We start from the raw sequence: 15,147 nt of genomic DNA, 5'->3' as shown, positions 1-15,147 counted from the left end.
TATCTTATTGGCTATACTATGTTTGAACAGAAAATACCCGTTTGTCATGATGAATAAAGGCCGATTATGAATGATTCATTTCAAGGAAATTGGTGGAGTCGCATCTATGGCAAACATACTGGCAAGTTATGGATAGGGCAGGCAGCCGTTCTACTAATAATCGGCTTCAGCATTGCATGGTCAATGAAAGATAGTTCATCGACGGTCAATTCAGCCAAATCCAGTGAGACTCATACAGAGCACAAAAATGTGTCTCAAATCTGGACATGTTCGATGCACCCCCAGATTCGCCGTGATGGTCCAGGTAAGTGTCCTATCTGCGGTATGGAATTGGTGCCTGTCACGACATCAGCAGGCGGCATACGGACGATTAAAATCAGCCCCACTGCGCGGAAGTTGATGAGAATCGAGACTACACCTGTCGAGCGACGTTATGTTACAGCAGAAATACGTATGGTCGGAAAAGTCGAATATGACGAAACAAAACTCTCATATATCACGGCATGGGTTTCCGGCCGCCTCGACCGGCTGTATGTCGATTTTACTGGTATCGAAGTCAAGAAAGGTGATCATCTAGTCTACATTTATAGCGAAGAGTTATATGCTGCTCAAGAGGAGTTAATTCAGGCATTAAAATACCAACGTGATCGCACTTCCTCTTCCACAAAACTCGTACAACCAATTGATCTTGTCGCATCCGCACGTGAAAAACTACGGCTTCTTGGCTTGTCAGCTTCACAGATCAAAGACATTGAACAGCGTGGTGCCCCGACTGATCATATCACCATTTTCTCGCCGATTGGCGGCGTCATAATCGAAAAGCTGCGGCAAGAAGGAGACCGCGTGCGCACTGGAGATCGAATCTATACTGTTGCTGACTTGAATCAGGTGTGGGTTAAACTCGATGCCTATGAATCTGATTTGGTTTGGCTCCACTACGGGCAAAAAGTGGAATTCACAACTGAAGCATACCCAGGCGAGACTTTTACGGGCCGCATTGCGTTTATTGACCCTGTATTAAACAAGGATACCCGAACCGTCAAAGTACGAGTCAATGTGCCTAACAAGGATGGCAAGCTCAAACCAGAAATGTTTGTACGTGCCGTAGTACGTTCACAACTCGCTTCGGGAGGACGCGTGATAGATGAAGATCTTACGGGTAAGTGGATTAGTCCTATGCATCCTGAAATTGTCAAGGACGAACCTGGAAACTGCGATATCTGTGGCATGCCATTAGTTCGGGCCGAGACATTAGGTGACGTTATGGGCAATCCTGAAAACAAACCGAAACCACTTGTCATTCCAGTATCGGCTGCACTCCTCACTGGTACACGAGCAATTGTATATGTTGAAATTCCTACTGCGAAAGAACCTACATTTGAAGGCCGTGAAATTGTGTTAGGCCCGCGTGCAGGTGCGTACTACCTTGTAAGAAACGGACTAAAGGAAGGAGACCTTGTCGTCACCAACGGTAACTTTAAGCTAGACAGCGCTCTGCAAATTTCCGCCAAGCCGTCAATGATGACACCCGAAGGAGGTGGCGGCGGTGGCGGCGGCGGACATGATCATGGTGGCGCAAAGAGCGAGAAAAAAACGCAGCAGGGTGAAACAGCAGGCCAGCAAATGACGTTGCCTTCCCAGTTCCGTTCACAACTTGACGCAGTATTAAATGCGTTCAATAGTGTCACAACGGCTGTTGAAGAAGCCGATTTGGCAAAAATCCGTGCAGCCTTTGATCAGTTGGGAGTGAAGTTGAGTCAAGTCAACAAAAAACAACTGACAGGCCATGTAGAAATGCTTTGGCGTGAATTTTCAATGTTACTATCAAATGACGTAGTTGAAGGACGTGATGTCGCGTCGTTGCAAGATTCTGATCGGATTTATCTTCAACTAAAACGACACATTCAGCGAGCTCGCGAGCAATTTGGTCTGACCCACAGCAACCATCAGCAAGCGATCATCAAGATCGACGTGCCTATCGAGTTTCAGAATCAATTGTTGCCATTGTTAGACACTTACTTTGCACTAGCGAATTCCCTGGCATCGGATAACGAAAAACTTGCATTGGCAACAGGTCCTAAGTTGCGTCAGGTACTCGGTACGATCCAAACATCGCATCTGAATGAGAAAGCATTAACAGTTTGGCAGAAAGAATTTGGCAATCTCAGCAAGATTACAGATCAAGTCATCGAGGCTAAAGACATTAAATCGATGAGAGAAGCGTTCACTTTACTTTCAGAAGAAATCTTGGTCGTTATAAAGACGTTTGAAGTAGGAAATAATCGGCCTCTCTACGAACTGCATTGTCCGATGGCATTCAAGGGGCGTGGAGCGATTTGGCTCCAGAATAATGACCAGATCAGAAATCCCTATTTCGGAGCCACAATGCTCAAGTGTGCGGATCGAGTCAACTTGATTTCGTTCGACAAGGAAAAACAGGGAGCTCACACCAACCATAAGGGACATAGTCACTAAAAACCGTAGGGCATCCCTGTCCATGAATGTCAACAGGAAAAATGATGGTAACTGATTCCGAAAATCCCAATCTAGTACCTGAGCCGCATTCTTTGCTCGACAAGACTATCTGGTTCTGCCTGAATAATAAACTGGTTGTCTTGTTGATGGTGATTGTAATCCTCGTCTGGGGCGCGATGGTGGCTCCATTCGATTGGGACTTGGGTAGCCTACCACGCGATCCAGTGCCGGTAGATGCAATTCCTGACATTGGCGAGAACCAGCAAATCGTTTTCACGCAGTGGATGGGGCGTTCACCTCAAGATGTCGAAGACCAAATTGGGTATCCGCTCACAGTTGCCTTGCTCGGCCTCCCCGAGGTCAAGACGATCCGTAGTTACTCGATGTTTGGTTTCTCCACGATCTATGTGATCTTCAACGAAAAAGCCGAGTTCTATTGGTCTCGTACGCGAGTACTGGAGAAGCTCAACAGTTTACCCACAGGGACGCTCCCTGAAGGCGTTCAACCAACACTAGGACCTGACGCAACCGCCCTCGGTCAGATTTTTTGGTATACGCTCGAAGGATACGATCCGGATGGAAACGTTGTAGGAGGCTGGGACCTGCACGAGTTGAGAACCACACAAGATTGGTATGTTCGTTACGCACTGAATTCAGCGGAAGGTATCAGTGAAGTCGCTTCGATTGGTGGATTTGTCCAGGAATATCAAATTGACGTTGACCCCGACGCCATGCGAGCAAATAAAGTAAGCCTGGGAGAAGTATTTAATGCCGTTCGTATGACGAACGTAGATGTCGGCGCACGTACGATCGAGTTGAATAAAGCGGAATACGTCGTTCGTGGCTTGGGTTTTATTAAGCAAGTTGAAGACCTTGAAAAAACGGTTCTCAAAGTTCATGACAACGTCCCCATCACGATCAAGGACGTTGCGAAAGTGACTTTGGGGCCCGCGCTTCGGCGTGGTGCGCTCGATAAAGAAGGTGCAGAAGTTGTTGGCGGCGTATGCGTTGTCCGCTATGGTTACAACCCTCTAGCGGCGATCAAGAACGTCAAGAGAATGATCGGCGAGGTATCACCGGGGCTGCCAACTAAGGTATTGATCGACTTCAAGAAAACAACGCGAAAGGAGATCACACAGTACGCAAAGGCACATGGCTTCGATGCCTATGAAAACGATTTACTTAACAACAGCGCATGGGTTCAGCATTTACGATCCTTGGACCGCAACAAGCGACCCGAGTGGGCTACGATCAGTCAGATCACTGTTGTCCCTTTCTATGACCGCACTGGATTGATCTATGAGACGCTTGGGACACTGAATACTGCGCTCACTGAAGAAATTCTAGTAACAATCATCGTCATTCTGATCAGCGTCATGCACCTGCGAAGTTCTGTGTTAATCAGTGCTCTGTTACCACTCGCCGTGCTGATGTGTTTCATCGGGATGAAAACCTTCGGCGTAGACGCGAATATTGTAGCGCTTTCTGGTATTGCCATCGCCATCGGCACAATGGTCGATATGGGGATTATTCTCTGTGAGAATATTCTCAAACATCTGGAAGAAGCTGATCCAGACGAAGACCGATTGAAAGTCATTTTTAATGCGTCGCGCGAAGTGGCAGGCGCAGTGTTGACGGCTGTCTCCACGACCATTATCAGCTTCTTGCCGGTATTTACGATGATCGGTGCTGAAGGCAAACTATTCAAACCATTGGCGTTTACTAAGACGTTTGCTTTGATTGCATCAGTCATTGTAGCCTTAACGATTATTCCACCAGTCGCTCACGTATTGTTTACGGGGCGCTTACGTTCTGAAGCACTCAGGCGATATCTCCACTGGAGTGTGATCTTCGTTGGCATGATTACCCTTTTGCTCGCTATTCTAGCCGCTATGCCTATGAGTTCAGACAGCTCGATAACTTACTTTTCTATTCCGTGGTGGGTCGGAGCTATTGTAATGGCATTAGGCACGTACAAACTGCTGGAATCCCGGATACCTAAAAGTCTGAATCAGTATGGCCCCTGGTCCGCGAATGGCGTTGCTGTGGTGGTAGTGGGGCTGATTTTGACCGATCACTGGCTTCCATTAGGACCGGACAAGGGCTTTGTTCGGAATCTATTATTCGTTGTCCTGTTAATTGGTGGTTTGCTGGCGTTCTTCCAAATCTTTCAGCGATTCATCTACGAACCGCTGCTGCGCTGGTGCCTAAGAAACAAGGGACTCTTTCTAATGATTCCCATTGTGATACTAATGCTGGGAAGTTGCGTCTGGTTGGGATTTGATCGTGTTTTTGGATTTTTCCCCGCGCCAATTCGTAACTCAACTCCTTGGAAAGCGATCGCCAATACATTGCCGGGGCTAGGCAAAGAATTTATGCCCCCTCTAGACGAAGGATCGTTCCTTTACATGCCAACCACGATGCCACACGCATCGATCGGCGAGGCAATGGACGTGCTTCAACTTCAAGACCGCCTGTTGATCTCGATCCCGGAAGTGGAATCTGTTGTTGGCAAGGTAGGCCGTGTGGACAGTCCGCTTGATCCCGCTCCCATCTCGATGATCGAAACAGTTATCGCTTATAAGTCTGAGTATATAACAAATAAGGATGGGCATCGTCTCAAATTCCGTTACGATGATACTAAGAGCGATTTCATACGGGACGAAAAAGGGAATCTTATTGAAGACTCCAACGGACGAGCATTCCGCCAATGGCGTGACCACATTCGCACGCCCAATGATATCTGGAAAGAAATCACCGCTGCGGCAGATTTACCTGGCACAACATCTGCGCCGAAGCTGCAGCCGATCGCCGCGCGAATTGTGATGCTGCAGAGTGGTATGAGAGCGCCGATGGGTCTCAAGGTGAAAGGCCCTGATTTGGAAACCATCGAGCGTGTGGCGCTGGACATCGAACAACTTCTGAAAAAAGTACCCTCTGTAGAGGCATCAGCTGTAATTGCAGATCGAATTGTTGGCAAACCATACCTGGAAATCGATATCGACCGTGATGCTATAAAACGATATGGTTTGCACATCCGCACTGTACAGGATGTGATTGAAGTTGCCATCGGTGGGCAGAAAATCACGACGACAGTGGAGGGCCGCGAACGTTACCCAGTGAGAGTACGTTACGCACGCGAGCTACGCGACGAGATCGAGACACTTGACCGTATACTCGTACCTACACCGGCAGGACAGCAAATTCCACTCGAACAACTCGCCAAAATTCGTTACACGCGCGGTCCACAGACCATCAAGAGCGAAGACACATTTTTGTTAGGTTATGTGTTGTTCGACATGAAGCCTGGCAATGCCGAAGTAGATGTAGTTGAAGAATGCCAACGCTTCTTAAAACAAAAGATTGATGATGGTACATTGGTTCTTCCGCCTGGCGTCAGTTACACTTTTGCGGGTAGCTATGAAAATCAAATTCGCTCGCAAAAAACCCTGATGGTCGTCTTGCCTTTAGCTCTGTTTGTCATCTTTTTGATCTTATATTTTCAATTTCGGTCGGTCATCACCACTTCACTTGTATTCAGCGGCATCATGATCGCCTGGTCTGGTGGGTTTATCATGCTTTGGCTATATGGCCAATCATGGTTTTTAGATTTCAGTCTATTTGACACCAATATGCGGACTCTATTCCAAGTTCACCAAATCAATCTAAGCGTCGCAGTCTGGGTCGGCTTCTTAGCATTATTTGGAATTGCTTCCGACGATGGCGTGGTAATCACATCCTATCTCGATCAAAGTTTTCGAAAACGACGCATCAGTTCCGTCAAAGAAGCGCGTGATGCAACTCTCGCAGCTGGGGTGCGTCGAGTTCGACCGTGCTTGATGACAACCGCGACAACGATCCTGGCCCTGATTCCCGTACTTACATCCACGGGCCGTGGCTCTGACATTATGGTTCCGATGGCGATACCCAGCTTTGGTGGCATGCTGATCGAAGTCATGACGATGCTGGTCGTGCCCGTGCTCTATTGCAGTGTGATGGAATGGAAGCTTAAGCTGGGAATCGAAGACCCGCGTTTTGCCGAAGACGCAAAAACGTAATCTTCGACGAAGCTGTTTAAAACAGTATTTGCTTATCCGTTCTTTTCTATTATGCGGTTTATACTCAGACGAAATTCTATTTTTGTCGAGTTGTAGTCCCACTAATCGTGGAATGTCCCCTTTGTTTTTCGCCGAAATTTGAATAGCACTCTCCTTTTTCAGAGTGTGAATATAGCAAATTATTCGATTTAGTCTTGACTCTGTAGTATGGTACAGGCTCGATAATATCTATAGATGAAGGAAACAGCCATGAAACTACTAACAATCGGAAAGGTAGCCGAGCAAGCAGGAGTCGGCATTGAAACCGTCAGATTCTACGAGCGCGAAGGTTTGTTAGAGAAACCAACCCGCTCTGCATCGGGCTACCGACAGTTCAATGTTGATGTTGTCAAACGACTCACGTTTATTAGCCGGGCCAAGGAACTTGGATTTACGTTGAAAGAAATCAAGGAACTCCTATCGTTGCGAGTGGATTCAGAATTTTGTTGCGAGGATGTAAAGGCCAAAGTTGGCGTGAAGATAGCCGACATAGAAAGTAAAGTTGCTACTCTCCGCAAGATCAAGCAGGCCCTGGTTCGACTTTCCACGGCGTGTGGAAAGAGAAAGCAGACAGCCGAATGCCCCATTTTAGAAGCACTTGACGGTAGAAAGTCAACACTAACTCGAAAAGAATGACTATGGAACTCACTATGTCCAGGACAGCCACTTGCCCAGAATGTGGCGGCAAAAGCAAAGGAGTAAAACCACTCACACTTAGGGCTTTGCTCAAGAATGAATTCGTGAGCAACATTGATGACGTGGAATACAAATTTTGTAATGCCACTGGGTGCAGTGTTGTTTATTTCTCTGACAGCCAGACTTTCGCAAAAGATCAGCTCAAAGTACCAGTGGGAGTGAAAGAGACGCGCGGCGCACGGCCTTTGTGCTACTGCTTTGGATATTCTATAGCCACGATCAAAAAGGAACTTGAAACAAAAGGCCGGTCGGATGCTCTAGACGACATTCGGAAGAAGATGAAAAATCCTGGTTGCCGATGTAAAACTGAGAATCCAGCGGGCGCATGCTGTCTTAGCAGTGTTACTAAAGGTATCGCTATTGCCACATCAGAATTAGACAAATCATCCAGCCAGTCGAATAGAGCGGAAACCATTACAAAAGTAGGAACGATTCTATCTGCGATTATGGCATCCAGTTGTTGTTGGTTGCCTTTGCTATTGATTCTGTTTGGTATTTCAGGTGCGGGGATTGCTGGCATTTTAGAATCATACAGGCCAGTGTTCAGCACTTTGACAATCGTTTTTTTGACGGCAGCATTTTATTTTACTTACTGGCCCAGGCAGACGGTCACGGGTGGCGTCTATTGTATCACCGATTGTTGCTCTAACTCCGGCACCTCGAAACGTAATCGATTTAATATGATGTCCATGAACAAAATCATGTTGTGGGCCGTGACGGTTGTTGCCGTTGTGTTTATGTTGTTCCCAAATTACATAGGTTTCATCTTGGCCAGGAGAGAAAGCGACGAGGTAATCACATCAAGTAACCCACTCATCAAAACGACCTTCGTAGCCATCGAAGGAATGCACTGCGAAGGTTGTGCTGCGATTGCTGAGAAGTCGATTATGGATGTGCCGGGAGTGTTAGCAGTAAAAGTGGACTATACCGGGAAATATGCAAACATCGCTACAGAATCATGCTGTAGTTTTCCAAATGAAGACATCCTGAATGCAATACAAACCGCCGGTTATACCGGCAAAATTCCAAAAGCAGTTGAAAACAATTAACTCTGTTCGTCTGTTTGCAGGTATGTAGCCTGCCAGATGGTCGAACGCTTTGTAAAATGGAGGTTGTCATGAGAAATAAATGGTTGTGGGCGGCGTTAATTGCATTACCTTTGGGGGTTGGTGGTTTAGTCTATACTGATGTGCGCGCCAACGCTGACACTCAAAGCAACAGTGCCGATTTTGTCTGCCCAATCACGGGTGAGGAACTTCCTTGCCCCAAGTGTTGTCCACTCAATTGAGTGAGGAAAGATCGTCGGCAAAAGCGATTCCCGATGTAATGAATCATCGGGAATCGCTTGCTGTCGTTTCATAACTCGCTATATCCAGTGACAAACTACCTCAAAATGTTCATTTATATTAGAACCCTTTAATACGATCATGTTCATCTGCCTATCTGGACTGAGATAATTCTAAGAGTCGTTCTGTTTCGCGTGCGATCATGTGTTCTTCGCGAGTTTGAATGAGTAAAATGCGACCTGCTGACTGGATTGTTGCGAGATCACAATCCGCATGAGCACTTTGATTTTTGACCTCGTCAAGTTTCAGCCCAAGAAATGGTAGTTTGTCACATACGCAGCTTCGCAACAGCGGAGAATGTTCACCGATACCGGCAGTAAAGACTAAGCCATCGATGCCTCCCAGCAAAACCGCAAGAGAACCAATGGTTGACTGGATTCGCTCTGTAAACAATTTCATCGCCAGTTGAGCGCGTTCGTTTTTGGCTTGGGATGCCTGTTCAATTTGGCGAAAGTCAGAGGAAATTCCCGACACTCCAAGCAAACCAGATTGATGATTCAAACTTTGATCGAGCTGCTCAGGATCGAAGTCTTTTTGTTTCATCAAGTAAATCAAGATTCCAGGATCGATCGAGCCGCTGCGGGTACCCATCATTAACCCTTCCAGCGGTGTGAACCCCATCGTTGTAGCCAAAGGGCGTCCGCCATGCACGGCAGTCGCAGAGCAGCCGTTGCCTAGATGACATATTACCAATCGAAGAGAATCGTCGTATTGCCGACCAAGCACTTCTGCGGCACGTGTCGAACAGTATTGATGGCTGATCCCGTGAAAGCCAAATCGACGAATACCGTATTGTTCATACCATTCGTAAGGGATTGGATAAACATAAGCACTCGGCGGCAAATCAGCAAAAAAAGCAGTATCAAACACAGCGACATGCATAGCTTCTGGAAGATATTTTTGTGCTGCTTTAATCGTCATCAATGCTGGTGGATTGTGTAGCGGGGCGAGTTTGGAGACTTGTTCTAACGATTGAAGAACCTGTTCGTTAATGAGCGTTGGCTGGCAGAAATATGTACCGCCGTGAACGATGCGATGACCGACAGCTCGAATCGATTCGCCCAGGTTGATGTCTGCCAACACATGCAGAATCCATTTAACGGCATCACGATTATTTGAAATATCCGAACGAGATTGTGTTTGACTCGCTGACTGAGTTTGTAATTCTAATCTGACTTTTTCAGATTGAGTTTGCCAATCTATCACACCTCTGGCAAGTTGTTCGTGAGCCAATTCATCGAACAGAGCATATTTGAGCGTACTAGATCCGGCATTCAGAACGAGAATCGACATCGAATCAACCTCACTGTCCCCCTCCCGGCCAAGTCCAGTTTTGAACTTCCGGCATGTCTTCACCGTATTCGGAGATGTAATGTTTGTGTTCGATCAGTTTGTCTCGAACGGCTTGTTTTAAGTAGGCTGCTTTGGCGCCGAGATTTGGCACGCGGTCGATCACATCTTGAACAAGATGAAAACGATCAAGATCATTCAGAACAACCATGTCAAACGGCGTGGTTGTTGTCCCTTCTTCTTTGTAACCGCGTACGTGTAAATTCTTGTGATTCGTTCTGCGATACGTTAACCTGTGGATCAACCAGGGATAGCCGTGGAACGCAAAGATAATCGGCTTATCATTCGTGAACAGGCTGTCGAAGTCTTTATCCGACAGTCCATGTGGGTGTTCCTGAGGAGATTGGAGCTTCATCAAGTTGACAACGTTAATCACGCGTACCTTCAACTCAGGCAATTCTTGACGAATGATCTCGACGGCGGCCAACGTTTCGAGTGTGGGTACATCGCCACAACACCCTAAAACAACATCGGGTTCGCTTCCCTGGTCACTACTCGCCCACTCCCAAATACTGATTCCCGCCGTCGTATGCTTAATGGCTTGATCCATCGTGAGCCACTGTTGCGAGGGTTGTTTGCCAGCCACAATAACGTTTACATAATCGCGACTGCGCAGGCAATGGTCAGTAACGGAAAGCAGACAGTTCGCGTCTGGTGGCAGATAGACACGGATGATCTCGGCTTTCTTGTTGACTACATGGTCGATGAAGCCGGGATCTTGATGGCTGAAGCCGTTATGGTCTTGACGCCAGACATGTGATGACAACAAATAATTCAGTGAAGCAATAGGCCGTCGCCAGGGAATGTCTTTAGAGATCTTAATCCATTTGGCATGCTGATTGAACATCGAATCAATGATATGTATGAACGCTTCGTAACAATTGAAAAAGCCATGCCGCCCTGTTAATAGATAACCTTCTAGCCAACCTTGGCACTGGTGCTCGGAAAGCATTTCCATCACACGGCCGTTCGGAGAAAGGTGATCATCAGTGGGCAATATCTCGCCCATAAAACTACGTTCCGCGACATCAAATACGTCCGCCCAGCGATTTGAGGCGTTCTCATCTGGACTGAAGATGCGAAAGTTTTGTGACTCAAGGTTGAGATTCATCACATCACGGATAAACTTGCCTTGCACGCGCGTTGCTTCGGCTGTGACACTTCCCGGATGCGGGACCTCAACTGCATAGTCTCTAAAGTCAGGTAGTCGCAAGCTCTTCAACAGTGCCCCGCCATTTGCATGTGGGTTTGCTCCCATCCGCCGCTCGCCTCTCGGCGCAAGATCTGCGATCTCCGTTCTGAGACGACCATTCTCGTCAAACAGCTCATCGGGCTTGTAACTCTGCATCCATTGCTCCAGCAACTGTAAGTGATCTGGGTTCTCATGTATTTGCCCCAATGGCACCTGATGACTACGCCAACTGCCTTCGATCGGTAAACCATCTACTTCCTTGGGGCAGGTCCAACCTTTGGGCGTTCGCAGTACAATCATCGGCCAGAGGGGACGAGTGGAATCCTGGTCCTGTCGCGCATTGGATAGAATATGTTGAATCTCTTGAGTGACTTGATCCATTGTCGCAGCCATAAGCTGGTGCATCTCCTGGGGATCGTGACCTTCGACATAATACGGATTGTATCCGTAACCTCGCAAAAGATGATCTAGTTCCTCATGACTGATACGGGCCAATACAGTCGGATTCGCGATTTTGTATCTGTTCAAATGCAGGATCGGCAAAACAACTCCGTCGCGCTGCGGATTCAGGAACTTGTTAGAATGCCAGCTTGTGGCGAGAGGACCTGTTTCTGCCTCGCCATCACCAATCACACAGGCCACGATCAGGTCTGGATTATCGAATGCTGCACCATAAGCGTGCGATAATGCATAACCCAATTCACCACCTTCATGGATACTTCCGGGCGTCTCGGGGGCCACATGGCTTGGGATACCACCTGGAAAACTGAACTGTTTAAACAGTCGCTTCATTCCCACTTCATCTCGGGTGATGTTCGGATAATGTTCGGTATAAGTTCCTTCTAAATACGTATTCGCTACAAGCCCTGGTCCCCCGTGTCCAGGCCCGGTGATGAACATCATACTGAGATTATGCTGCTTGATGATTCGATTGAGATGAGCATAGATAAAATTCAACCCCGGTGTCGTTCCCCAATGGCCGAGCAAGCGCGGTTTGATATGTTCTTTGTGTAATGGTTCCTTCAACAGCGGATTTTTAAAAAGATAAATCTGACCGATTGATAGATAATTCGCTGCCCGCCAATAAGCATTGATGAGGTCCAGTTCTTTTGGAGACAGGGGATTCGACATGTACTTCTCACAGATAAATGTTGTTACAAAATTTGCACGGAGTTTGATGATATCGCCACAGTCGATTGTGCTAACACAACAATGCTACGCTGATTGACCCGATAAGAATCCTTTTCAAAAGGGATTTCTGCCTCGGGATCCACAATATCAATCGGACAGGGGAGTGAAGTGTCAATAACACGGTTCCAGACACTCTCTGTTTCTGCGTGAATAGAAAATAACCGTGGCTTAGTTGAGCCGTTGATCATCACATAAAGATCACGGTCATTAGTGGACGTACCACGTAAGCAATAAGCCAGGACTTGAGAATCAGCTGACATATTGACTTCTGGTAGTTCTGCGCCAAACCATTGAATATCGTCACGCCAAAAGGTGGAGCGTCCAAGCAAAGAATGCGATTTACGGAACGCAATCATTCGTTTGAAAAAGCAGAACACCTCTTGGTTTTCTTCAAATCGCCGCCAATCGAGCCAACTTATTTCGTTATCTTGATTGTAAGGATTGTTGTTACCACTTTGCGTTTGCATAAACTCATCACCCATACGAAACATGGGGCTGCCATTCGCCAGCATGAGCAAACAGCAAAAGTTTTTGGTCTGTCGTTTGCGTAAGTTGACGACCTCTTGAGGCACTTGTTCAACGCCTTCCCAGCCGCTATTCCAGCTAAACTCGTTCGGCCCATCGTGATTGTTTTGGCTGTTTACATGGTTGTGTTTATGATTATACGAAACGAGGTCATACATCGTAAAACCATCATGCGATGCAACATAGTTCACACTTTGAAAGGGACGAAATGCATGGACTGTATCATCAGGAAATAAGTCGCTACTTCCATATAAACGCGTCATCAGATCGGGAACCAGTCCACAATCTCCTCGTATAAACTGCTGCACTGTATCACGAAACCGAGCATTCCACTGCATCCAGGTACGCCCTGGAAAGGATGCGCCAAGTTGATACAAACCCGAAGCATCCCATGGTTCAGCGATTAAGCGAACGTTGGCTAAATCCGGATCGCCGGCGATCTGGTCAAAAAGAGGTGGTTGACTTAAATCGATACTTCCATCCGATGTTCGTGAAAATACTGAGGCCAGATCAAATCGAAAACCATCGACATGCATCTCCTTTGCCCAATAGCGCAAGCTATCCACGATCAAACGACGGACCGTAGGAGATGATGTGTTTAAAGTATTGCCTGTGCCACTAAAATTTGCATAGGGTGATTTCAAGTTAGCCGATGCAATATAGTAAGTTGCGTTGTCAATTCCGCGATAACTGTAAGTTGGTCCTTGATCGTCTCCCTCGCAAGTATGGTTATAGACCACATCCAGAATCACTTCAATTCCAGCCTTATGTAACTCACGGACCATCTCACGAAACTGGCTGTGCTGCTCGCATGAAGATTGGTTCGTTGAATATTCATGGTGAGGTGAGAAGAAATTCAGGGGCATGTAGCCCCAATAGTTTTCATCTGATGGGTCGAATTGAAAAACCGGCATCAATTCGATGGCGGTTATCCCAAGCTCTTTAAGATAGGGGATTTTCTCGATGACTCCTGCAAAGGTTCCCCGAGCGTCATCAGTTATGCCGGAGCTTGGATGTTGTGTGAAGCCACGAACATGCATTTCATAGATCACTAAATCGGTTCCATGACGTAGCCGTTGTTCATTTCCCCAATCAAACGGACATCGGCAAACGTCAAGACGGCCCAGCGGTGCAGAACCTCCATTGGGTCCGGGAAGCCTGGCCGCATCACGCTTGAATTTCGCCGGGAAGAAGACGCTTCGTGCGTAGGGATCGAGCAATACCTTCTCGGGATCAAACGCATGCCATGTGTCGGTCACTTTGGCCGCCGGTCCGTCAATTTGGTATGCATAGTATACCGCATCGCCAGCTTCTGAGATGGGCACGCGACAATGCCAGACTGGTCCAGACTTGTTTTTGAATGGATCAAGCTGAAGTGAGTAACATGGAACACGTAATTCATTTCCTAGGTACAACAGCAGAGTAACTTTTGAGGCGTTAACAGTATCAATTGCAAAGTTATATGCCTGCTCTGACTCTAACCATGTAACGCCAAGGGGAGAGGGTGTTCCTTCAGACGTTTCCCATTCCGGCCCCCTAATTGAGGCACTTGAGTCAAAAACATTCACGACTGAAGTTCCGCAATGTCGGCAGATTGCTTGAATAGTGCTGTGTAACATTGGCAATCCTTTTTTAGTGTCCCTACCGAACTCGCTCGAATTCAACTTGAAGATTAAGCAGTTCTGATCGCAAACGATCAATTTGCCACTGCAGGTGATGTAGAGGATCCGCTTTGATCTTGGGTTGCTTTGCTCGCTCCAAAGCCAATCGAGCGAGGTCTACCGAAAGTTGCAGACGTTGTACCTCGTCATCACTTACAAGTCCGGCTTGGCGTTGGTTGACGTCTTTGGCCCACACCAATTGCTGTTCTGCAAGTGTCACATCATTCTTCACGTTTTGAAGATGGGTAGTATGCAAGTCATGGTCTGTTTTAGTCATTGCGCGTTTGAGCAGCGTTTCCGTATAGTCGACCTGATTCTGCAACCGAATCATCATCAGCTTTGAAGTCAGATTAGGAACTCGTTGATTGGCTTTCACCGCCCTCTGCAAGTCATGCTTAGCAAGTTCCAACTTCTTTTGGAAGTATCGAACATCGACACTCCCAGTGGAAGGTGCTGTATCTAGTGACATGGCAAACGGAACTTGCGTTATCGCAAATATGAAAGTTAGTATCAAAACGGAGACTAAAATACGTCGACGAGTTTTGGTGAAAACTAGAATCGTTTGGATCAAAGTACCAGTTTTTGTCATGACTATTTCCTTTCAGATTCGTGTT

General features: G+C 47.0%; 9 protein-coding genes. 4 read left to right on the top strand and 5 right to left on the bottom strand.

The window, feature by feature from the left end:
* Positions 1-66: 66 nt before the first annotated feature.
* The 4 genes from HG66A1_RS18360 to HG66A1_RS18345 all read left to right on the top strand — a co-directional run bounded on the left by HG66A1_RS18360 (position 67) and on the right by HG66A1_RS18345 (position 8,317).
* Positions 67-2,475, top strand: coding sequence for an efflux RND transporter periplasmic adaptor subunit (locus HG66A1_RS18360; RefSeq protein ID WP_145187135.1), 2,409 nt, complete (start codon positions 67-69; stop codon positions 2,473-2,475).
* Positions 2,476-2,519: 44 nt separating this feature from the next.
* Positions 2,520-6,533: an efflux RND transporter permease subunit gene (locus HG66A1_RS18355; protein WP_409999484.1), complete on the top strand. Its 4,014-nt coding sequence runs from the start codon at positions 2,520-2,522 to the stop codon at positions 6,531-6,533.
* Between the two features lie 249 nt (positions 6,534-6,782).
* The gene (locus HG66A1_RS18350) at positions 6,783-7,208 is read left to right on the top strand and encodes a heavy metal-responsive transcriptional regulator (RefSeq protein ID WP_145187132.1); all 426 of its coding nucleotides are present in this window, start codon (positions 6,783-6,785) and stop codon (positions 7,206-7,208) included.
* A 2-nt stretch (positions 7,209-7,210) separates the two neighbouring features.
* Positions 7,211-8,317, top strand: coding sequence for a putative iron-sulfur cluster-binding metallochaperone (locus HG66A1_RS18345; RefSeq protein WP_197996662.1), 1,107 nt, complete (start codon positions 7,211-7,213; stop codon positions 8,315-8,317).
* A gap of 125 nt (positions 8,318-8,442) precedes the next feature.
* Here the strand turns inward: HG66A1_RS18345 and HG66A1_RS18340 are convergent, their stop codons facing one another.
* From HG66A1_RS18340 to HG66A1_RS18320, 5 genes are all read right to left on the bottom strand, one after another.
* Positions 8,443-8,628: a hypothetical protein gene (locus tag HG66A1_RS18340; RefSeq protein WP_145187126.1), complete on the bottom strand. Its 186-nt coding sequence runs from the start codon at positions 8,626-8,628 to the stop codon at positions 8,443-8,445.
* Between the two features lie 79 nt (positions 8,629-8,707).
* Positions 8,708-9,907, bottom strand: coding sequence for an acetate/propionate family kinase (locus HG66A1_RS18335; protein ID WP_145187123.1), 1,200 nt, complete (start codon positions 9,905-9,907; stop codon positions 8,708-8,710).
* 10 nt (positions 9,908-9,917) lie between these two features.
* Positions 9,918-12,287, bottom strand: coding sequence for a phosphoketolase (locus HG66A1_RS18330; RefSeq protein WP_145187120.1), 2,370 nt, complete (start codon positions 12,285-12,287; stop codon positions 9,918-9,920).
* 23 nt (positions 12,288-12,310) lie between these two features.
* A complete protein-coding gene (locus HG66A1_RS18325; RefSeq protein ID WP_145193831.1) occupies positions 12,311-14,413 on the bottom strand; it encodes an isoamylase in 2,103 nt (700 codons plus the stop codon).
* Positions 14,414-14,513: 100 nt separating this feature from the next.
* Positions 14,514-15,122 carry a hypothetical protein gene (locus tag HG66A1_RS18320; RefSeq protein ID WP_145187118.1) on the bottom strand — a complete coding sequence of 203 codons (609 nt, stop codon included), beginning with the start codon at positions 15,120-15,122 and terminating at the stop codon, positions 14,514-14,516.
* Between the last annotated feature and the right edge of the window lie 25 nt (positions 15,123-15,147).

The organism is Gimesia chilikensis, from assembly GCF_007744075.1.
In the GTDB taxonomy this organism is placed as follows: Bacteria; Planctomycetota; Planctomycetia; order Planctomycetales; family Planctomycetaceae; genus Gimesia; species Gimesia chilikensis_A.
The sequence above is the reverse complement of the archived record's forward strand: the minus strand, read 5'-3'. Positions and strand labels throughout refer to the sequence as shown.

Excerpts from the sequence above, each read along its gene's own strand:
- HG66A1_RS18340 (WP_145187126.1), bottom strand. The coding sequence starts at position 8,628 with ATGAAACGACAGCAAGCGATTCCCGATGATTCATTACATCGGGAATCG.
- HG66A1_RS18330 (WP_145187120.1), bottom strand. The coding sequence starts at position 12,287 with ATGTCGAATCCCCTGTCTCCAAAAGAACTGGACCTCATCAATGCTTAT.
- HG66A1_RS18320 (WP_145187118.1), bottom strand. The coding sequence starts at position 15,122 with ATGACAAAAACTGGTACTTTGATCCAAACGATTCTAGTTTTCACCAAA.
- HG66A1_RS18335 (WP_145187123.1), bottom strand. The coding sequence starts at position 9,907 with ATGTCGATTCTCGTTCTGAATGCCGGATCTAGTACGCTCAAATATGCT.
- HG66A1_RS18360 (WP_145187135.1), top strand. The coding sequence starts at position 67 with ATGAATGATTCATTTCAAGGAAATTGGTGGAGTCGCATCTATGGCAAA.
- HG66A1_RS18345 (WP_197996662.1), top strand. The coding sequence starts at position 7,211 with ATGGAACTCACTATGTCCAGGACAGCCACTTGCCCAGAATGTGGCGGC.
- HG66A1_RS18350 (WP_145187132.1), top strand. The coding sequence starts at position 6,783 with ATGAAACTACTAACAATCGGAAAGGTAGCCGAGCAAGCAGGAGTCGGC.
- HG66A1_RS18355 (WP_409999484.1), top strand. The coding sequence starts at position 2,520 with ATGGTAACTGATTCCGAAAATCCCAATCTAGTACCTGAGCCGCATTCT.